18 protein-coding genes are annotated in these 19,640 nt (G+C 55.7%); 8 read left to right on the forward strand and 10 right to left on the reverse strand.

What is annotated here, in order from left to right:
• The first annotated feature begins 44 nt into the window (after window positions 1–44).
• On the forward strand, window positions 45–2,189 hold the full coding sequence (locus JBO43_RS11450; RefSeq protein ID WP_202674342.1) for a TonB-dependent siderophore receptor: 2,145 nt from the start codon (window positions 45–47) through the stop codon (window positions 2,187–2,189).
• A gap of 393 nt (window positions 2,190–2,582) precedes the next feature.
• Here the strand turns inward: JBO43_RS11450 and JBO43_RS11455 are convergent, their stop codons facing one another.
• On the reverse strand, window positions 2,583–2,924 hold the full coding sequence (locus tag JBO43_RS11455; RefSeq protein ID WP_095284206.1) for a RamA family antibiotic efflux transcriptional regulator: 342 nt from the start codon (window positions 2,922–2,924) through the stop codon (window positions 2,583–2,585).
• Window positions 2,925–2,959: 35 nt separating this feature from the next.
• Window positions 2,960–4,063, reverse strand: a complete 1,104-nt coding sequence (locus tag JBO43_RS11460) for an MBL fold metallo-hydrolase (protein ID WP_202674343.1) — start codon at window positions 4,061–4,063, stop codon at window positions 2,960–2,962.
• 191 nt (window positions 4,064–4,254) lie between these two features.
• On the opposite strand from JBO43_RS11460, the gene JBO43_RS11465 reads away from it, so the two are divergent.
• From JBO43_RS11465 to nfsB, 3 genes are all read left to right on the forward strand, one after another.
• A complete protein-coding gene (locus tag JBO43_RS11465) occupies window positions 4,255–4,845 on the forward strand; it encodes a TetR/AcrR family transcriptional regulator (protein WP_095281130.1) in 591 nt (196 codons plus the stop codon).
• A complete protein-coding gene (locus tag JBO43_RS11470) occupies window positions 4,835–5,203 on the forward strand; it encodes an MmcQ/YjbR family DNA-binding protein (RefSeq protein WP_103946733.1) in 369 nt (122 codons plus the stop codon). The genes JBO43_RS11465 and JBO43_RS11470 overlap by 11 nt, the downstream gene beginning before the upstream one ends.
• A 119-nt stretch (window positions 5,204–5,322) precedes the next feature.
• Window positions 5,323–5,976: an oxygen-insensitive NAD(P)H nitroreductase gene (gene nfsB, locus JBO43_RS11475; protein WP_202674344.1), complete on the forward strand. Its 654-nt coding sequence runs from the start codon at window positions 5,323–5,325 to the stop codon at window positions 5,974–5,976.
• 36 nt (window positions 5,977–6,012) lie between these two features.
• Here nfsB and JBO43_RS11480 read toward each other — a convergent pair whose 3' ends face one another.
• The 4 genes from JBO43_RS11480 to JBO43_RS11495 form a co-directional block, all read right to left on the reverse strand.
• Window positions 6,013–6,300, reverse strand: a complete 288-nt coding sequence (locus JBO43_RS11480; protein ID WP_202674345.1) for a type II toxin-antitoxin system RelB family anti-toxin — start codon at window positions 6,298–6,300, stop codon at window positions 6,013–6,015.
• Window positions 6,281–6,610 carry a type II toxin-antitoxin system RelE/ParE family toxin gene (locus JBO43_RS11485; RefSeq protein ID WP_202674346.1) on the reverse strand — a complete coding sequence of 110 codons (330 nt, stop codon included), beginning with the start codon at window positions 6,608–6,610 and terminating at the stop codon, window positions 6,281–6,283. The genes JBO43_RS11480 and JBO43_RS11485 overlap by 20 nt, the downstream gene beginning before the upstream one ends.
• 142 nt (window positions 6,611–6,752) lie before the next feature.
• On the reverse strand, window positions 6,753–7,781 hold the full coding sequence (locus JBO43_RS11490) for a DUF2157 domain-containing protein (protein ID WP_202674347.1): 1,029 nt from the start codon (window positions 7,779–7,781) through the stop codon (window positions 6,753–6,755).
• A gap of 24 nt (window positions 7,782–7,805) precedes the next feature.
• On the reverse strand, window positions 7,806–8,684 hold the full coding sequence (locus tag JBO43_RS11495) for a helix-turn-helix transcriptional regulator (RefSeq protein ID WP_095281125.1): 879 nt from the start codon (window positions 8,682–8,684) through the stop codon (window positions 7,806–7,808).
• Between the two features lie 107 nt (window positions 8,685–8,791).
• Here JBO43_RS11495 and JBO43_RS11500 point away from each other — a divergent pair, with 107 nt between their 5' ends.
• On the forward strand, window positions 8,792–10,213 hold the full coding sequence (locus tag JBO43_RS11500) for an MFS transporter (RefSeq protein WP_103946736.1): 1,422 nt from the start codon (window positions 8,792–8,794) through the stop codon (window positions 10,211–10,213).
• 63 nt (window positions 10,214–10,276) lie between these two features.
• Window positions 10,277–11,521, forward strand: a complete 1,245-nt coding sequence (locus JBO43_RS11505) for a mechanosensitive ion channel family protein (protein WP_103946737.1) — start codon at window positions 10,277–10,279, stop codon at window positions 11,519–11,521.
• A 3-nt stretch (window positions 11,522–11,524) separates the two neighbouring features.
• Here JBO43_RS11505 and JBO43_RS11510 read toward each other — a convergent pair whose 3' ends face one another.
• The 4 genes from JBO43_RS11510 to JBO43_RS11525 form a co-directional block, all read right to left on the reverse strand.
• The gene (locus JBO43_RS11510) at window positions 11,525–12,502 is read right to left on the reverse strand and encodes a LacI family DNA-binding transcriptional regulator (protein ID WP_202674348.1); all 978 of its coding nucleotides are present in this window, start codon (window positions 12,500–12,502) and stop codon (window positions 11,525–11,527) included.
• A gap of 75 nt (window positions 12,503–12,577) precedes the next feature.
• Complete coding sequence (locus JBO43_RS11515) at window positions 12,578–13,720, reverse strand: Gfo/Idh/MocA family protein (RefSeq protein ID WP_202674349.1); 1,143 nt, start codon at window positions 13,718–13,720, stop codon at window positions 12,578–12,580.
• Window positions 13,713–14,738, reverse strand: coding sequence for a sugar phosphate isomerase/epimerase family protein (locus JBO43_RS11520; protein ID WP_103946740.1), 1,026 nt, complete (start codon window positions 14,736–14,738; stop codon window positions 13,713–13,715). Before JBO43_RS11520 ends, JBO43_RS11515 begins: the two co-directional genes overlap by 8 nt.
• Window positions 14,739–14,753: 15 nt before the next feature.
• Window positions 14,754–15,992 carry an MFS transporter gene (locus JBO43_RS11525; protein WP_202674350.1) on the reverse strand — a complete coding sequence of 413 codons (1,239 nt, stop codon included), beginning with the start codon at window positions 15,990–15,992 and terminating at the stop codon, window positions 14,754–14,756.
• 264 nt (window positions 15,993–16,256) lie between these two features.
• On the opposite strand from JBO43_RS11525, the gene fhuE reads away from it, so the two are divergent.
• Together fhuE and JBO43_RS11535 are read left to right on the forward strand one after the other, a co-directional pair.
• Window positions 16,257–18,395, forward strand: a complete 2,139-nt coding sequence (gene fhuE / locus JBO43_RS11530; protein ID WP_202674351.1) for a ferric-rhodotorulic acid/ferric-coprogen receptor FhuE — start codon at window positions 16,257–16,259, stop codon at window positions 18,393–18,395.
• A gap of 567 nt (window positions 18,396–18,962) precedes the next feature.
• Window positions 18,963–19,514 carry a fimbrial protein gene (locus JBO43_RS11535; protein ID WP_202674352.1) on the forward strand — a complete coding sequence of 184 codons (552 nt, stop codon included), beginning with the start codon at window positions 18,963–18,965 and terminating at the stop codon, window positions 19,512–19,514.
• Window positions 19,515–19,640 lie beyond the last annotated feature (126 nt).

A 19,640-nucleotide genomic window follows, 5' to 3' on the forward strand; every position in this document is an offset into this window, starting at 1 on the left:
TAGGGTGTTTTTATGGCGATAGCAATTAAGGGATTTTAATAAAAATGTTTAAAAAGAATAAGATAATGCAGCTCTGGCTCCTGAGTCTGGCCACCGTTAGCGTGGCGGTTCAGGCAGAAAATAAAGAAGAAACCGTTGTTGTTACTGCGAGTACCAGCCAGGAACCGACCGCGCAGGTGAAGGGGATCGTGGCGACAAAAACCCTCTCTGCGACAAAAACCAGTGCGGATATTGTGAAAACGCCACAGTCAGTTTCGGTGATCACGCGCGATCAGATGGAGCAGCTCGATGTCACGTCCGTGTCACAGGCGCTGCGCTATTCCGCTGGCGTATTTACCGAATATCGCGGCTCGTCCAACCGCAACGATGAAGTGTTCGTGCGCGGTTTTAGCTACGTGCCGAAATTCCTCGACGGACTGAGCTACGGCGCAACCGCCTCCTCGCAAACCGGCACCGTCGATCCGTGGCTGCTGGAGCGCGTCGAACTGGTGCGCGGCCCTGCCTCGGTGCTGTTTGGTCAGGTAAACCCAGGCGGGTTAATCAGTATGACCAGTAAACGCCCGACCAGCGAGCCGATTCACAACGTGCAGTTCCGCACCGGGAATCATGATTTGGCTGAAGGCGCGTTTGATTTTGGCGGGCCGCTGAGCGACGACGGGCGCGTGCTGTATCGCGTGAACGGGATTGCGCGAACGCAGCATAATCAGGTCGAAGATTACAAAGAGACGCGGATGGCGATTGCCCCGGCGATCACCTGGTACCCGAACGATCAAACACGATTCACCCTGCTGACCAGCTACCAGAAAGATCCTGACGCGGGCTATCGTAACTTCCTGCCCGCCTACGGCACGGTGACCAGCGCCAACGGGCGTTACATTCCGCGCGACTTTAACGTCAGCGATCCGGATTACAACCAGTCCTGGCGCGAACAAACCATGATTGGCTACGAGCTGGAACATCAGTTTGACGATAATCTCACCTTCCGCCAGAACGCCCGTTATGCCTCCATCAAACAGAAATATCGTTATCTGGTGTACGCCAACAGCGCAGCAGACAGCACGGTACTGACCCGTCGCGCCCAGCACGAAGAGCGCACTACCAACGAGTTTGGTCTTGATAACCAACTGGAATCCCTGTTCGCGACCGGCGAGGTGAACCACACGCTGCTCGGCGGCCTGGATTACAAAACCAGCAAAGACAAACAGCTGCTGGAGCGCGGGATGGGGACGCAGTACGACCTCGACTGGACGAAACCGGTATACGGTATCAACGTCGATGAGAGTACCTTCAGTAAAGCGACGGACGAGCAGCAAAACTTCGACCAGATGGGCGTCTATTTACAGGATCAGCTGAGCTGGAATAACTGGGAGTGGCTGGTTTCCGGGCGCTACGACTGGGCCGAAGTGCGTACTACTGATTTCACTGGCGGCGCGCCGACCCAGCAGAACGACAATAAGTTCACCTGGCGTACCGGCCTGCTGTACGCGTTTGATTTTGGTCTGTCGCCGTACATCAGCTACAGCACTTCCTTTGAGCCAAGCCTGCAAACCAACCGCGCGCCAGGCGTGGCACCGTTTAAGCCGACCACCGGGAAACAGACCGAAATCGGCCTGAAGTATCAGCCGGTCGATTCAACGCTGATGACCCTGGCGCTGTACGATCTGACTCAGAGCAACGTAGCGACCTACAACAGCGCCCAGGGCTGGTTCGAAAACGCGGGCGAAGTGCGATCCAAAGGGGTGGAAGCGGAGATCCATTCGACGCTGATGGAGAGCATTAACCTGATCGGTTCTTATACCTATACGGACGCAGAAACCCAGAGCACCACGGTGGCAGGTACGGAAGGCAAAACTCCGGCGCGTATTCCTGCGCACATGGCATCGGCTTTCGCCAGCTACACCGTACCGAGCGGCGCGCTGAAAAGCCTGACGGCCGGCGTGGGGATGCGCTACATCGGCACCAGCTACGGCGATGCGAAAAACACCTTCAAGGTGGCGTCAGTGGATTTGTATGACGCGATGATGAGCTATGAGCTGGGCGAACTGAGCAGCAGCCTGAAAGGGGCGAGCGTGCAGTTCAACGTCAATAACGTGGCGGATACCAAGTATGTGGCGTCCTGCGCCAGCGATACGGCATGCTTCTACGGGATTGGTCGTACGGTGACGGCGACGGTGAATTATCGCTGGTAAGGTGATAATGCCGGGTGGCGGCTGCGCCGTGCCCGGCCTACTCGTTCTGTGCGGTCTTTGTGCCGGGTGGCGGCTACGCCTTACCCTGCCTACTCGTTCTGTGCGGTCTTTGTGCCGGGTGGCGGCTGCGCCTTACCCGGCCCACTCGTTCTGTGCCGTCTTTGTGCCGGGTGGCGGCTACGCCTTACCCGGCCTGCTCGTTCTGTGCCGTCTTTGTGCCGGGTGGCGGCTACGCCTTACCCGGCCTACTCGTTCTGTGCGGTCTTTGTGCCGGGTGGCGGCTGCGCCTTACCCGGCCTACTCGTTCTGTGCCGTCTTTGTGCCGGGTGGCGGCTACGTTCGCGCAGTTGTAGGCCCGGTAAGCGCAGCGCCACCGGGCGTTGGCCGCAAAAATCAATGCGTGCGACTGTGATTCTCTTTACGGTACGCGCCCGGCGGCTGATTAAACGTGCGGGTAAAAATCCGCGTAAAGGTCTGCTGGGAATCAAATCCGTAGCGCAGACAAATGTCATACACCCGCTCGTCCGACTCACGCAGATCCTTCGCCGCCAGCAGCAGTTTGCGCTCGCGAATATAGCGCCCCAGACTTTCGCCCTTGTACTGCATAAACAACCGCTGTAAATGCCATTTGGAATACCCCGCGTGACGGGCGATCTCTTCTATGCGCAGCGGCTGATGAAGATTGTCGTCGATCCATTCGACGATGGTGTCGATGACCTGAGCGGAAATAGTCATGCTGTTCTCCCCCTCTGATACCTGTTGGTTAAACATTATTTCCACCACTCACGAAATTGCTGCGTTGCATCATTCACCCGCACCGGCTCGCCCAGTTCGGGTGTCAGCAGGCGATAATTCTTGTCCTGGCTGGCACGCGTCAGCTGAATAATCGGGTCGTTCCAGCTGTGTTTCGCCAGCACAAAGCGCCCGTAATGGCCCGGTACGACTGCTTTGGCGTTAATATCGGCGGCGGCCTGCGCCGTCTCTTCCGGCAGCATATGAATGTATTTCCAGTCCTGGTCGTACTGGCCGTTTTCCATAATCGCCAGGTCGATTTCGCCAAACTGCTCACCAATCGCCTTGAAGTGCGGGCCATAGCCGGAATCGCCGCTGTAATAGACTTTCTGTTCAGGCGTGACGAACATAAAACTGCCCCACAGGGTCTGATTGCGTTTTATCCCACGTCCCGAGAAATGACGTGCGGGCAGCACGTGAACGGTCAGTTCATCGCTGATGCGCACCGACTGATTCCAGTCGCGTTCGTCGATAATGTTCGGGTCCATTCCCCAATAGCGCAGATGCGATCCCACGCCGAGCGGCGTCACCACGCGTTTCACTTTCGGCATCAGCGCCTTGATGGTGGCGTAATCGAGGTGATCGTAGTGATCGTGCGAAATGATCAGCAGGTCTATCTCCGGCATCGTGTCCGCACGCCACGGATAGTCCCCGGCAAAGGCCTTATTGAGGAACGAAAACGGCGCAGCGTAGTTGCTGAAGACCGGATCGATCAGAATGCGTTTTCCCGCCAGCTGCAAATACCAGGACGAATGTCCGAGCCAGACCAGCGTGTCCTGCTCCAGCGGAATCGCCGCCAGATCGGTTTTTACCAGCGGCAGCGGCTGCGCGGGACGCGCATTTTCTGTTTTGCTGACCAAAAATTCCCACATCGCCACCAGCATATTTTTGTCGCCGTTATAACCCGGCGTCGGCAGCGTATTATGGAACTGACCTTCGCGGTATTGCGGGGACGCTTCAACCTCACTGAGCTGCTCGCCCTGCGGCGGCTGGCCAAATCCGGCATTTAAAACAAAGGGTAAACTCGCAGCTGCTGCAATAATCATGACAAACACCACGCTAACAAAAAGAGGCTTCTTCATATCCTGACCCGAATACGCGCCCCCTTCCGATGGTTTGCGCGGGTTAAACTTGATTATGAGTGAGTAAGCACTCATTATAGATATGCTGATAAAGTCGTCAAGACGTTTTCGATCTTTGACATTCCGCGTTGCAGCGTAGCAAAGAGCATGTTTCAATCAGGGTTTTACACATTGACAGGAGGGGAATTTTAGTGGCACGTCCGAAGAGTGAAGATAAAAGACAGGCGTTACTGGAGGCAGCAACCGCTGCATTTGCGCAGTCAGGGATTGCCGCCTCGACGGCGTTGATCGCCCGAAATGCGGGCGTCGCTGAAGGCACGCTGTTTCGCTATTTTGCTACGAAAGACGATCTGCTGAACGCCCTCTATCTGCACCTGAAACAGGATCTTTGCCAGACGATGCTGGCGAACCTGGACCGCGCCATTAGTACCCCGAAAGAACATACCCGCAATATCTGGAACAGCTACGTGGACTGGGGCATTCGCAATCCTGTCGCCCACGGCGCCATCCGCCAGCTCGGCGTGAGCGAGAAGATCAACGCCGAGACCGAACAGGCGGTGCATGAGATGTTCCCGGAACTGCACGAGCTGTGCCGTCGTTCGGTGCGTCAGATATTTATGTCCGATGAGTTCCGCACCTTTGGTGATGCGATTTTCTTATCGCTGGCCGAAACGACGATGGAATTCGCCACCCGCGATCCTTCTCGCGCCGCAGATTTTAAATCTCTCGGCTTCGAATCCATGTGGCGCGCGCTCGCCATCGAGGACGTTAATGGACAGTAAATCATTGCAGGAGCACGCAAAAAGCGTCGCGCTGGAGTTGCCTTTCACCGAGCACTGCTGGCCGTTTGGCCCGGAGTACGACGTATTTAAGGTCAACGGTAAAATGTTCATGATCATGGCGGTCGCCCACGGGCGAGCGCACGTCAGCCTGAAATCCGAGCCGGAAAAATCACTGCTCAACCAGCAAATCTATCGCGGTATTGAACCCGGTTATCATCTGAATAAGAAGCACTGGATCTCCCTCTACGCCGCCGACGATATCACGCCAGAACTGGTGGCCGATCTGGTTCTCGACTCGTGGAATCTGGTCGTCGATAAGCTGCCGAAAAAAGATCAAAAGCGCATTCGCCCGGCCTGATTGTTCGTCTCAGCCGAACGGTTTAAGCGCATTTATCGCACTTATCTTTTGTTGCTGGCCCTTGTAATCTGCTTTCCTTTCTCGCCTGTGAACGGCGATTTTTTTGACCAGGAGTCGTAATGGATATTATTGAAGTTGCCCTGAAGCGTCACTCGACCAAGGCATTCGATCCCGCTAAAAAGCTGACCGCTGAACAGGCAGAAAAAATCAAAACCCTGCTGCAATTCAGCCCGTCCAGCACCAACTCTCAGCCGTGGCATTTCATCGTTGCCAGCACCGAAGAGGGCAAAGCGCGCGTGGCAAAATCTGCCTCCGGTACTTTCGTGTTTAACGAACGTAAAATGCTGGATGCATCACACGTGGTGGTGTTCTGCGCCAAAACGGCGATGGACGATGCGTGGCTGGAACGCGTGGTGGATCAGGAAGAAGCCGACGGCCGTTTTGCCACACCAGAAGCAAAAGCCGCGAACCACAAAGGCCGCTGCTACTTTGCTGATATGCATCGTGTCGATCTGAAAGATGACGATCAGTGGATGGCGAAACAGGTTTACCTGAACGTCGGTAATTTCCTGCTCGGCGTGGGTGCGCTGGGTCTGGATGCGGTACCAATTGAAGGCTTTGACGCCGCCATTCTCGACGAAGAGTTCGGTCTGAAAGCACAAGGCTACACCAGCCTGGTGGTAGTGCCAGTCGGCCATCACAGCGTGGAAGATTTCAACGCGTCCCTGCCTAAATCCCGTCTGCCGTTGAGCACGATTATTACTGAGTGCTAATCGACGCTGGCACGCTGGGTTCCGGCGTGCCAAATTTCAGTAAAGTAAAATTTGTGGATGCTTAATCCCGCAGACCAGCGCGTACCGCGTAAGAGTATCGAGACTCGCGCGCGTAATATTGGCCTCCATTCTGGACACCGTCGGCGCGCTCACTCCCATCCGCTGTGCAACCTGCGCACGCGTCAGACCCGCCTGATTTCGCCATTGCGCCAGCATCAGGCGTAAACGTTCTTTTCGTTCCTGCGCATCGAATGCAGCCTGCACTTCCGGCTGACTTAACAATTCGGTTTTCAGCACATCCCAGTCAATAATTGTCTTGCTCATCCAGCATCTCCTGTTGTCGTTTTAGCGCCAGACGTAGTTCAGCAGAGGGCGTTTTCTGCGTTTTTTTGATGAATACGCGCAGGAGAAAAATGGTTCGCTCGCGTTGATATACATAGATACCACGGCTATGGATTGCGCCCGTAGTGCGGATCTCAAACAGACCGAAAGGCAACGGCTTACTGTCTGGTTCCCGTAACACCGTGGGATTAGCACGCAATTTATCAAGCTGGCGAATCATTTTTGCCTGCACAACGGCGGGCAATGCCAGGATCTCCTCCCGGACATCCGCATGAACAAGTAGTCTGAACACTGAATTTCATCCCTGAGAATATTAGCATATAAGACAATTTGCATTAAAGGGCAATTTGCCGTTCATGCACTACCCTACCTGCTTTTTCTCATCAGAGCCGATTCAGGGATGATTCTCTGAAGATGCCTCGTAAAAAATAGTCTTAGGGTTTTGAGGCGTGCCAAATCCTCTCCGCATACCGCCCTATCACCGCCAGTGACGCCGCCAGGATCAGGAAGAAAATCACCTTATTCATGCCGTCCCAGAAGTATTCGAAATAGCGGGTGTAGAGGTTGATGGCGAGGAACGTCAGGCCAAAACCGCGCAACATGCCGTCGTCAGTTTTCAGGCTAATGTAGATGCAGACAATGGCGGCGACCGCGAAAAGCAACGCCCACGGCAGCAGCGCGGCGCGGGTAACGCCATACCAGTTGTCGATATCGTAATTGCCAAAAATCGACATGATCCACAACGCGACGAACAGATACGTCAACCCCATCGCTTTACTGGTGGTGTAAAGGTGACGCTTGGTTAACATCGCACGCAGCAGCCAGCAAAGGGCCAGCAGCGCACCGCCGAAGAATATAAACCGCACCGGGTAGTTCATCCCCAACCAGTAAGCGCCCCAGCCCGACATATATCCCGTTTCAGCACCAAACCAGTTGCCGAGCGAGAGCAGGAAAAACAGCCACACCAATCCCGAACGACCGAAGAATCCTACCAGCCCGTAAACCGCGCAGCCCGCGAGGAACAGCGGCGCGATGTGTCCGCTGCCGTTATCCAGTCGTTCGCCCAGTTGCCACAGGGCAATGGCGGTGAACAGGACGCCCAAAAACAGGATCGCTTCGGTGCTGTAATGCCACTGGGTTTCCCGCCGCTGGCGGCTGAATCCCCACAGATAGAAGACCACCGCCAGCATCGCGGGCAACCCGATGCGGGCCACAGATGAAAAGGAGAAAAAGGCAATGATACGTTCCATCAATTCGCTGTCGGCGAACAGACTGCCGAACGCGATGATCACACACACCAGCGCGGTCCAGAAGGCGTAACGGCTGAGCCGCTGCCAGTCCATTGCCACACGTTTTAAGCTGCCCGCCAGCCGCTGATGATCGTCGGCACTGAGCGCGCCTTCTTGTTCCCATTCGACGAGCGCCCGACGCAGCAGGCGTTCCTGTTTGCGAGTCACGTTCATGTTCTGTCCCTGAATGAGTGAAATTTAGTTGAGTATAACAGCCTGTTGCGCCAGCCAGCTGAGTGCGTGTTCACCCGCGTCGTCCACCGGGAGATAGACCAGCAGCCGCGAGCCGTTGCGCGGGGCCGAGTACCAGTACATCTGCTGAAGCTGAAAATCCCCCAGATCCGGGTGGTTAAAGAGTTTGAGCTGATTCTCGACGCCGCGCACGTCGTAGCGCTGATGCCACAGGGCTTCGAACTCTTCGGAGACGGCAAAAAAACGCGCCAGCTGTGCTTCCCACTGCGGATCGCCGCGATGCTCAGCCATTGCCGCACGGAAATAGGAGACAAAAATCGGCAGAACGTCATCGCGTTTGCCGAGCCTGCTGCGCCACGCCGGATGGGTGAGAAAGAGGTAAATGCAGTTACGATCTTCGGGCGGAATCGCATTAAAATCCACGCCCATCAAATGACCGAAACTGTCGTTCCACGCCACGATATCGAAGTTAGGTTTCTGAATGCTGGCCGGTTTCGGCATCAGGGTGTCGAGCAGACGCCGCGTCCCTTCGCTGATCCCCTCGCACGCCACCTGCTGCGGCGCTTCGCCCGGCGGCAGCCCCGCCAGCACAAACAGGTGCCGGGTTTCCGTTGCGGTGCACTGCAGGGCTTTCGCTACCGCCACCATCACCGCACTTGAAGGGTTCACGTCCCTGCCCTGCTCAAGCCAGGTGTACCAGGTCACGCCGACATCTGCCAGCATCGCCACCTCTTCGCGGCGCAAACCCGGCGTGCGACGACGACCGCTGCGCGGCAGGCCGAGGCGCTGCGGGTCGAGGCTTTCGCGACGCGCACGTAAAAAGGCCCCAAGCTGCTTGCGGTTGTCGTCCTGTAATGAGGAAGTGGGTTCGGTCATCAGCGTCATACGGCCCCCTGCATGGTAGTGCCAGTACCAGTATAAGCAAGAACTGGTACCCGTTTTTGATATCAGTGATGCTACGTCCATCTGCTGAATGACGCAATGGAGTCACCATGAATACGTCTGTTGTTTCACCGGGTCGCGCAGGCCTGATATTGCTGCTCACGGGCCAGATGCTGCCGCTGATTGATACCTCAATCACCAACGTGGCGCTGGATTCGATCACCCACTCTTTACACGCTTCCGCCACCGAACTGGAGCTGATTGTTGCCCTGTACGGCGTTGCCTTTGCTGTGTGCCTCGCTCTGGGGAGTAAGCTCGGCGATAACCTCGGTCGCCGCCGTCTGTTTATGTGGGGCGTAGCCGCGTTTGGTCTGGCGTCGCTGCTGTGCGGAATGGCCGGGAGCGTGGAACAATTGCTGGGTGCACGCGTGTTACAGGGCGCAGGGGCGGCGCTGATCGTGCCGCAGATCCTCGCCACGCTGCACGTCACCCTGAAAGGGACGGCGCACGCCAAAGCCATCAGTCTGTTTGGCGGGATCGGTGGGATTGCCTTTATTGTCGGTCAGATGGGCGGCGGCTGGCTGGTGTCGGCGGATATCGCCGGGTTGGGCTGGCGAAACGCCTTCTTTATCAACGTGCCAATCTGCCTGCTGGTGCTGGCCCTGAGCCGTCATTTCGTGCCGGAAACCCGCCGTGAAACACCGTCGCGCATTGACTGGCAGGGCACCGCGCTGCTGGCCGTGATTCTTTGCTGCCTGCTGTTTCCGATGGCGCTCGGCCCAGAACTCCACTGGCCCATCACATTGCAACTGGCGCTGGTCGCCGTGATTCCGCTGATGCTGTGGATGCGCGCCAGCGCGATACGTAAGCAGCAGCACGGAGAGCATCCCTTGCTGCCGCCGCGCTTGTTGAAGCTCACCAGCATCCGCTTTGGCATGGTGATCGCTCTGCTATTCTTCAGCGCCTGGTCGGGCTTTATGTTCTGCATGGCGCTGACCATGCAGGCCGGGCTGGGGATGGCGCCGTGGCAGTCGGGGAACAGTTTTATCGCCCTCGGCGTCTCTTATTTTGTCTCCGCCTGGTATGCGCCAAAACTGATTGCCCGCTACAGCATGGGGCGCATTCTGATGACCGGCCTGACGGTGCAGATCGCCGGTCTACTGCTGTTGATTGCCACCTTCTGGCGCTTCGGGCAGGCCAATACCGCGCTGACGCTCGCCCCGGCGACTATTCTGATCGGCTACGGCCAGGCGTTGATCGTCAACAGCTTTTACCGGATTGGGATGCGTGATATCAGCAGCTGCGACGCGGGAGCCGGGAGCGCCATTCTGAGCACCTTGCAGCAGGCTACGCTCGGCCTTGGTCCGGCCATTTTGGGCACGCTGTTCCTGACTTTTGCGCGTCACAACGGCGGGCATTACCCGCAGGCGATGATCGGTTTTCTGAGCATCGAAGTGGTGATGATGCTGACGCTCGGCGGCATTGCTCTGTGGCTGCGCCATCGACTGGAGACTGGTCCGCTGCCTGCATAGCGTCGCGGGTTGCATAATAAAAGCACAGCCTGCATGATAAAAGGAGGATATTCAGGAGACGTTATGCAGGAATTAATTGCTCAGGTTGAAGAGCTAGGAATCGAAATTAATCACACCACTTCGCTGGTGTTAATCTTTGGCATCATTTTACTTACTGCCGTTATTGTCCATCTAATATTGCACAAAGTGGTGCTGCGCCTGTTTGAGAAACGGGCGCAGGCCAGTTCCCATTTGTGGCTGCAAATCATTACCCAGAATAAGTTATTTCACCGTCTGGCCTTTACCCTGCAGGGGATTATCGTCAATGTGCAGGCGGCGCTGTGGCTACAAAAAGGCAGCGAAGCGGCTGAGATATTAACCACCTGCGCCCGACTGTGGGTGATGGTGTATGCCCTGCTCTCGTTCTTCTCGTTATTAGACGTGATCTTCAATTTGTCGCAAAAGCTGGCAACCGCCTCTCAGCTTCCGCTTAAGGGAATATTCCAGGGCGTGAAGTTAGTGAGTGCGATCCTGGTCGGCATTCTGATGATCTCCCTGCTGATTGGGCAGTCACCGGCGATTCTGATCAGCGGCCTTGGCGCGATGGCCGCCGTGTTAATGTTGGTGTTTAAAGATCCCATTCTTGGGCTGGTCGCCGGGATTCAGCTTTCGGCGAACGATATGCTGAAGCTTGGCGACTGGCTGGAGATGCCGAAGTACGGCGCGGATGGCGCAGTGACGGACATTGGCCTGACCACTGTGAAAGTGCGTAACTGGGACAATACCATCAGCACCATTCCCACCTGGGCGCTGGTGTCGGATTCGTTTAAAAACTGGAGCGGGATGTCGGCGTCAGGCGGGCGGCGAATTAAGCGCAGCCTGAGCATTGATACCACCAGCATTCATTTTCTCGACGACCATGAGCAGCAGCGCTTAATTCAGGCCAAACTGCTCAAACCTTATATGGCGGCGCGTCATGAGGAAATTCATCTGTGGAATCAGGAAAATGGTGAAGGGGAATCGGTATTAAATCTGCGCAAAATGACCAATATTGGAACGTTTCGCGCGTATCTGAATGAATACCTGCGCAACCACCCGCGAATTCGTAAAGATATGACCCTGATGGTGCGCCAGCTGGCTCCCGACGCGAACGGTCTGCCCATTGAGATATATGCGTTCACCAATACGGTCATTTGGGCGGAATATGAAACCATTCAGGCGGATATTTTCGACCATATTTATGCCGTGGTCGAAGAGTTTGGTCTGCGTATTCATCAATCGCCCACCGGGAACGATATTCGCTCCCTGGCGGACGCGTTCGCGAAATAATCCTCAGGTACTGGCGCGGGCCACGTAGCGCCAGTCCATCATTACCCTTTCTGTTGGCGCATCCGGGTTATCGATTTTATTCAGCAATAAATTCACCGCTTTGCGCCCGATATCTCGCGACGGCTGCTCGATGGTGCTGAGCGGCGGCGAGACCATCTCTGAAAGCTCTGTGCCGTCGAAACCGATCACCGCGATATCCTGCGGCACCCGTAGCCCGGCCTGTTCAATGGCACGCAGCGCGCCTGCCGCCAGGGTGTCTGACACCGCGAACACCGCGTCAGGTGGGTTATCCGCCAGCAGATTTTTCATCGCTTCCATCCCCGCGCTGGAGCTGAGATCGCTCGCGTATTCCACCACCTGATAATCGAGGCAGCGCAGGTGCAGCACGCTTTTATACCCGCGTTCGCGCAGGCGGGCGTATTTGTAGCTGAGATCGTGGTTGATCAGCGCGATGCGCTGACGTCCGCCGTCCGCCAGCTGGCTGACCACGTGCTGCGAGGCGTCTACATCGTTAATTCCGACGCAGGAAACGGTGCCAGAATCAGCGTATTCTGCGCACTGCACCCACGGGGCGCTTCCGATCAAGGCCGAGAGTTCTGGCAGTTTCGAGAACGCGTCCATAGTGATGATCCCATCGACGATTTTCCCCGACAGCAGGCTCAGGCCGGAGCGTGAACGTTCCAGATCCGAACCGGAATTACAGAGTAAAATGCGATAGCCGTTTTTCTCGGCCTCTTCCTCAATGCCTTTCACCACTTCGCCGCAGAACGGGTTGGCGATGTTGGAGACCATCACGAGGATCATGTAGCTGCGCGCGGTGCGGAGCTGGCGCGCCAGCAGATTAGGCTGGTAGTTACTCTCTTTGATCGCCTGCAAGACGCGCTCGCGGTTTTTCGCTTTCACCGAGTCGCTGTTATTAAGCACGCGCGAGACGGTCGCCACCGAGACACCGGCGAGCTGAGCGATTTTCTGAATAGACATAACGACGATAGATCCTGCAGTGGGCGTATCACTCAGGCTAACACAAATTTGCTGCCCGGCGAACCGGGCAACACCTCATCGTTCAACGCGAACCCAGCGCTGCTGTTGATGGCTTTTGACAATGGCATCAATGATATACATCACGTTTGCGCCGTCGTGAAAGGTGGCAAATGTCGGCTGTTCCGGCATCGCACCTGCCTGCACGGCGCGATAAAACTGCGCCATCATGTTCTTAAAGGCATCGGGCCAGCCTTCGATGTGCCCGCCGGGGAAGTGGGCGCTGTCGGCGACGTCCGTATTCATCAGGCCCGGATCGTCCGTCAGAAGCTGATTGGCCCGATCGCGATGACCGATCCACAGCTGCTGCGGAATTTCCTGATCCCAGGCGACGGATTGCTCGCTGCCGTTGATTTCAAAACTCAGCCGGTTTTTGCGCCCAGCGCTAACCTGCGAGACGCTGAAACTGCCTTTGCTGCCGTCGTCAAAGCGGAACAGAATCGAGCCAAAATCCTCGGTGGTGACGGGTTTGTCCTCATACACGGCGGACACATCCTGGGTAAACGTTTGGTTGCCCGCCACGTTGGCTTTACGCGTCGGCCAGACGATCGACAGATCGGCCATCACCTCGACGATCCGTCGCCCGGTGACAAACTGTACTGTGTCGCACCAGTGCGAACCGATATCCGCCACCGCCCGCGAAGCCCCGCCCAACGCGGCCTCGACGCGCCAGTTGTAGTCGGTTTCGCGCAGCATCCAGTCCTGCAAATAACTGCCGTGCGAGGCGAACAGCCGGCCGACGCTTCCGGCACGCATCATGCTTGCCGCCTGGCGCACCATCGCAAACTGGCGATAAACAAAGCTCACGCCGTGAACCACGCCCGCCTGTTCAGCCAGCGCCACCAGCCCCCGCGCCTCTTGCGGGGTCATGCACAGCGGTTTTTCCGAGAACACATGTTTGCCCGCCGCCAGGATTTGCATGTTGATCTGTGCGTGCAGATTATTCGGCGTGCAGTTGTGAACCACCTGCAAACCCGGATGGGCGAGCAGTTCGTCCACGCTGGCGTAAGCGTGAGGCACATTCAGCGCCCGCGCCTTTTCCTGCGCCTGCTCAAGCGTGCCATCGCACAGGGCGACCACCTGCACAAAACCGAGGCGGCGCAGGGCCTCGATATGCGCCGGGCCAATAAATCCGCTGCCAACGATCCCGACGTTAATCATTCGCGCCCCCTGCGGCAAAATCGTCAAACGCGCGGCCCGAAACTGGAATGATGTGGCGGCGGATGAACTCGCTGCCCTCGCTCGCGCCTACGTCCCCATCCTTCATGCAGCATTCCCATTCCAGTACCGCCCAGCCGTCGTAGTCGTATTGCGTGAGTTTGCTGAAGATCCCTTTGAAATCGATCTGCCCGTCGCCAAGAGAACGAAAACGTCCGGCGCGATTGATCCACGCCTGATATCCGCCGTAGACGCCGCTGCGCCCGTTGGCGCGGAACTCAGCGTCTTTGACGTGAAACGCCTTGATTCGGGTGTGATAGAGATCGATGAACGCCAGGTAATCCATGTGCTGCAACGCCATGTGGCTTGGATCGTAGAGAATGTTGCAGCGCGGGTGGTTGTCGACCAGCGCAAGAAAACGCTCGAAAGTGACGCCATCGTGCAGGTCTTCGCCCGGATGTAGCTCAAAGCAGAGATCGACGCCGTGCTCATCATAGCAGTCCAGAATAGGACGCCAGCGCCTGGCGAGTTCAGCAAACGCGTCGCGAAAACGCTGCTCGTTGTGCGGCGGCCACGGGTAGAAAAACGGCCATGCCAGCGAGCCGGAAAACGTCGCGTGAGCGGTGAGTCCCAGCTTTGCCGACGCCGCCGCAGCCTTTTTGACCTGCGCCGTTGCCCACGCCTGTCGCGCCGCATCGTTTCCGCGCACCTCAGGCGGCGCAAAGTGGTCAAACGCCTCGCCGTACACCGGATTCACCGCCACCAGTTGGCCTTCCAGATGCGTCGACAGTTCGCTGATGACCAGCCCGTGTTCGGCCAGTTTCCCCGTGATGTCATCGCAATACGTCTGGCTGCTCGCCGCTTTTTCCAGATCAAATATCTGCGGATGGTTGCACGGAATTTGCAGGGCTTTGTAGCCCTTGCCTGCCGCCCAGCCCGCCAGCCCGTCGAGCGAGTTAAACGGTGCGTGTGCCCCGATAAACTGTGACAGAAAAATACCCGGTCCCTTAATCGTCCTCATACCACCTCCAAAAAATTACGCCTTGTCATCGTCATATTTAAACGAGAACAGGAAAATCAACGCGATAACAGCCGCAGCCACCGCCGGGATCCACCAGAATGTAACCCACGCCTGCGGTACGTCCTGCCCCGCTACCAGGCGTTTGTACAACGCGCCGGAAATTTGCGAGCCGAGCAGCATGCCGATGCCGTAGGTGAACATTACGATCATGCTCTGCGCCTGGCCTTTCACCTTTTCACCCGCCACGCGGTCGGTATAGATAAAGCCGACAACAAAGAAGAAGTCGTAGCACACACCGTGGAGCAGAATGCCGAGATACAGCAAGAAACGCCCCTCTTCACTCACACCGAGCGCAAAAAACGCATAGCGCACAAACCACGCCAACATGCCAATCAGCAGCATGTATTTGACGCCGAGGCGGCGGAACAGCAGCGGGATCACCAGCATAAAGACGATCTCAGACATCTGCCCGAACGACATGGCGGTGCTGACATCCTGAATCCCTGCATCAGCCAGATATGACGCGGTGTAGGCGTAATACGTGCCGAGCGGCACGGAGATCAGCATCGCGCACAAGGAGAAGATAAAGAAGTGGCGGGTTTTGAGCAGCGCAAAGGCATCCGCGCAGAACAGATCGCGCACGGCAACCGGCAACCCTTTAGCTGGGGCTGGCGTGTGCGGCAGCGTCAGGCTATAGGCGGCCAGCAGAACAGAACTGACGGCTGCGACCTGGAAAATCGTTACGCTGGCTGAAACACCCGTTACGCCAATGAAAATCCCGGCCACAATCCAGCCGATGGTGCCAAAGACGCGCACCACCGGGAAGGTTTTATCGACGTTCGCCAGGCTGTGAAACGCGATGTTGTTGGTTAGCGCCAGCGTCGGCATGTAGCAGAGCGTGTAGCCAAACAGCAGGCCAATCAGCAGAGCGCCGTTTTCAGCGATCAGTGCGCCAGGCACGAACCACAATATCGCCGCGCCGGCCAGGTGCATTACCGCCATCACCTTTTGCGAAGGAAAGAAGCGGTCTACCAGCATCCCGAGCACAAACGGCGACAGAATGGACGCAATCGGACCTGCGGAAAACGCATCACCAATGAGCAGCGACATGTTGTGCTGGGTCATCACCAGCCCAAGCGTGACCGACCAGCTACCCCAGATAAAAAACTGTAAAAACATCATCAGCGACAGCCGCGGAACCAGCAGCCGGTGCTGCGCTATCGCCTTTCCACCACTTTCAGTTGTTGACACCATGATAAGCCTCACCTGTAAAAAAGTAATCGATTACAAAACACATCAAACAAAAAGTAATCGATTACAAAACAAAGATCCTGCTGATCAAAACAGAACTGCGAGAGCGGTCACGATCTAAATTTTCATGTCCTTCGCCACGCTTTCTCCACGATCACACATCTCGTTACATTTACCCGATAAATTAGCCTGCTCTTAATTCATTAAATACTTATGATTCCGATTCTCATTTAAATAACTACACAACAACACTTCCGGACAGGAAAAATGACCTCTTTTAATGGCAGGGAATTAACGAAACCGTTCACGGTTTCACTTATTGCGCTGGCGATCCAGACCGTTGTTCACCCGGCGCTGGCGGCAGAGAACAAAAGCGAACAGGAGATGGTGGTTTACGGGGATGCCAGTACCGCCGCATCTGAACAACAGGATTACGCGGTCAAAACGACGCGTGCGGGGACCAAAATGCTGCTGGCTCCGCGCGATATTCCGCAGTCGGTAAGCGTGGTGACGCAGCAGCGAATGAAAGATCAGGATCTGCAAAATATCGACGAGGTGTTGACCAACGCCACCGGCGTGTCGTCCCAGCAAATTGACAGCGAGCGTTCGAACTACTTCTCGCGCGGGTTTGAAATCACCAACTTCTCTTACGACGACATCCCGACATCAATGGGTGACGCGTGGAACTTCGGTGATGCCACGGAAGACACGGCGATTTACGATCGTATCGAAGTGGTGCGCGGCGCGGCAGGCCTGATGACCGGCGCGGGCGATCCGGGGGCGTCGGTGAATATGGTGCGTAAACGTGCCGACAGCAAGACCGTCACCGGCAACGTCAGCGCCAGCTACGGCAGCTGGAATAAACAGCGCTACGTCGCCGACCTGTCTGCCCCGCTCAACTCTGACGGCAGCCTGCGCGGGCGCGTGATCGCCGGATATCAGGATCAGGACAGCTGGCTGGATCGCTACGGTAAGCGCAAAAAATTCCTTTATGGCGTGATGGATGCGGATCTGACGGACAACACCACCCTTTCGCTCGGCTGGGATTATCAGCAAACCAACACCGCCAATCCAACCTGGGGCGGCTTGCCGAGCCTGTACAGCAACGGTTCGCGTACCCATTACGATCGCAACGTTAACACCTCGGCGGACTGGACCGGGTATTCCATCGAATCGCGCAAAGTGTTCGCCAACCTGTCGCACAACTGGGATAACGGCTGGTCGGTACGCTTCAACGGTACCCACGGCGAGCAAAACTTCAATGACACCCTGCTCTATGTGATGGGCAACCCGGACGCCACCACCGGCGACGGTGCAAGCGGCTGGGGGAGCAAAGATCGCGGCAAGCGTACCCTCGACTCTTTTGATTCTTACGCCAGCGGCCCGTTCGAACTGCTCGGGCGTCAGCACCAACTGATGGCCGGTGCCAGCTACAGCCGCCAGCATAACGCCACCTTCAGTAAAGATGGCCCGATGGACAGCGTTGGCATATTTAACAATAGCTGGGACGGCAGCGTCGCAGAGCCAGCGTGGGGCGACTGGTATCAGAACGCCGATGACATCGTGCGTCAGAAATCAGCCTACACCGCGACCCGCCTGTCGCTGGCCGATCCGCTGTCGCTGATTTTGGGCGCGCGTTATACCCAGTACAGCACCAACGGCAGCAGCGGCGATATGCGTAAATACAACACCACGCCGTACGGCGGCCTGGTGTATGACATTACCGACAGCCTGTCGGCGTACGCCAGCTACACCTCGATTTTCGCGCCACAGACCAAGCGCAGCAAAGACGGCGCGTGGCTCTCGCCAGTGACCGGGAAAAACTACGAAACCGGGCTGAAAGCCGACTGGATGGACGGTCGCCTGACGACTAACGTTGCGGTGTTCCGTATCGAGCAGGAAAACGCGGCAGAGGCCATCAGCGGAGAGTTTGTGAACGGTTCCAGCGAGCAGGCCTACCGTGCGACCACCGGTGCGGTGAGCAAAGGCGCGGAGTTTGAGGTGAATGGCGCGGTGACCGACGATTTACAGCTGACCTTTAGCGCCACGCGCTACGTTGCCACCGATTCGGATGGTCGCTTCAACAGCTATGCGCCGCAGACTCAGCTGAAACTCTTTAGCCGCTATCGCGTGCCGGTACTGCCGGACCTGACCGTCGGCGGCGGCGTGAACTGGCAGAATCGGGTGTATAAGGACGTGACCGGGCCGGACGGGGAAACTCAGCGTTTATACCAGGGTAGCTACCCGTTAGTGGATCTGTTTGCGAAGTATCAGCTGACCAAACAACTGGCGGTGCAGGCCAACGTCAGCAATCTGTTTGATCGAGAATATTATTCGTATCTCGACGACTCGGCAGTGTACGGCGAGCCGCGCAGCGTGTCGGTGAGTATGAGTTATTTGTTCTGATGTAAAACGGGCCGCAGTTGTCATCACGGGGTCTGGCGATAATGTCGTAATAAATAATATAACGACTGTCGTTGGGCCTTCCCCCCCCTTAATTCAATCGGAATTATTATGTTTTAGAAGAAAAATACTATCAGTTCTAATGCATCTTGCAAATTACTCCGCGATAACTTCCCCATCATTATTAATAAGAATAACTTCAATTCATAGCGGAAATTTATCTGGACAATTTAACTCAAGGCTTTATTATGAGGACTGTTTTTTTATTTATGCCGCCTCTGAATATACATCCAATTTTTAATGTTTTTCTTTACATGAATGTTGAATGCATGTTCACAACAATACCTACAGTTGTTAATCACTTTCGCAAGGCATTATTACAAAACAAAGCAAGTTGTTGTTTTATAAAATAAATTAGCGCCACTTAATTAATAATTTATATTTCCGATATTGGTGTCAGCACATATTTTATTTAAGCTACAGGTCCTCTGCTGAACAATATATATGTTTTCATCATTTGTTCACAGTCTGTTTTTCAAGTTCACTTAACCTTCAGAGCTAAAATATTTTATGAAAACTTCAGCCCTCTCTTTCTTTGCTATGTCTCTCTGCGCATCTCTTTTTGCGACAGAGGCGGCCCATGCCAGCGACGGTGATGTGACGTTTAATGGGAAAATCATTGATTCGGCCTGTACCGTCAGCGGTGTAAATGGTAGCGGCAATGCCAACGGTACCATTGTCACGTTGCCAGACATCACCACCGGGGCCTTTGATGCGACCTCTAAAATGGCAGGCATCACACCGTTTACCATCGATCTGACCGGTTGCGATGTCACCACGATGCATAATGCTACCGTCCACTTTTCCGGCACCGCGGATACAACCGATACCACCATCCTCAAAAACACCAAAGCGACCAACGGAGTCGGTGTGGCCATTCTGGAAAATGATGGCGTGACGCTGGTAGACATTAATACCGGTACCTACTCTAAACCTCAAACGCTGGCCACCGGCAGCAATGCACTAAAATTTAAGGCCGCTTATAAAGCGAACTCCACCGTAGCTTCCGTAACGTCAGGCGACGTTCAGTCCCGAGCGATTTTTGACGTTTCCTACCAGTAATTACCTTTATATCGTTTCGTTTTAACCAGTCTGACTCCACCTTTTCACACTTTAAGTGGGAAAAGGTGGCCTTACGGCTGCGTCCATATATCACATTAATCAATGGGGGGGGGGGAGTATGCAAAA

Origin of the sequence: Lelliottia jeotgali (assembly GCF_016771845.1) — a bacterium.
Classification (GTDB): domain Bacteria; phylum Pseudomonadota; class Gammaproteobacteria; order Enterobacterales; family Enterobacteriaceae; genus Enterobacter; species Enterobacter jeotgali.

Bases quoted from the DNA above. Each gene is read 5' to 3' on its own strand.
- JBO43_RS11450 (WP_202674342.1), top strand. From the start codon at position 45: ATGTTTAAAAAGAATAAGATAATGCAGCTCTGGCTCCTGAGTCTGGCC.
- JBO43_RS11455 (WP_095284206.1), bottom strand. From the start codon at position 2,924: ATGACTATTTCCGCTCAGGTCATCGACACCATCGTCGAATGGATCGAC.
- JBO43_RS11460 (WP_202674343.1), bottom strand. From the start codon at position 4,063: ATGAAGAAGCCTCTTTTTGTTAGCGTGGTGTTTGTCATGATTATTGCA.
- JBO43_RS11470 (WP_103946733.1), top strand. From the start codon at position 4,835: ATGGACAGTAAATCATTGCAGGAGCACGCAAAAAGCGTCGCGCTGGAG.
- nfsB (WP_202674344.1), top strand. From the start codon at position 5,323: ATGGATATTATTGAAGTTGCCCTGAAGCGTCACTCGACCAAGGCATTC.
- JBO43_RS11480 (WP_202674345.1), bottom strand. From the start codon at position 6,300: ATGAGCAAGACAATTATTGACTGGGATGTGCTGAAAACCGAATTGTTA.
- JBO43_RS11490 (WP_202674347.1), bottom strand. From the start codon at position 7,781: ATGAACGTGACTCGCAAACAGGAACGCCTGCTGCGTCGGGCGCTCGTC.
- JBO43_RS11495 (WP_095281125.1), bottom strand. From the start codon at position 8,684: ATGACGCTGATGACCGAACCCACTTCCTCATTACAGGACGACAACCGC.
- JBO43_RS11500 (WP_103946736.1), top strand. From the start codon at position 8,792: ATGAATACGTCTGTTGTTTCACCGGGTCGCGCAGGCCTGATATTGCTG.
- JBO43_RS11505 (WP_103946737.1), top strand. From the start codon at position 10,277: ATGCAGGAATTAATTGCTCAGGTTGAAGAGCTAGGAATCGAAATTAAT.
- JBO43_RS11510 (WP_202674348.1), bottom strand. From the start codon at position 12,502: ATGTCTATTCAGAAAATCGCTCAGCTCGCCGGTGTCTCGGTGGCGACC.
- JBO43_RS11515 (WP_202674349.1), bottom strand. From the start codon at position 13,720: ATGATTAACGTCGGGATCGTTGGCAGCGGATTTATTGGCCCGGCGCAT.
- JBO43_RS11520 (WP_103946740.1), bottom strand. From the start codon at position 14,738: ATGAGGACGATTAAGGGACCGGGTATTTTTCTGTCACAGTTTATCGGG.
- JBO43_RS11525 (WP_202674350.1), bottom strand. From the start codon at position 15,992: ATGGTGTCAACAACTGAAAGTGGTGGAAAGGCGATAGCGCAGCACCGG.
- fhuE (WP_202674351.1), top strand. From the start codon at position 16,257: ATGACCTCTTTTAATGGCAGGGAATTAACGAAACCGTTCACGGTTTCA.
- JBO43_RS11535 (WP_202674352.1), top strand. From the start codon at position 18,963: ATGAAAACTTCAGCCCTCTCTTTCTTTGCTATGTCTCTCTGCGCATCT.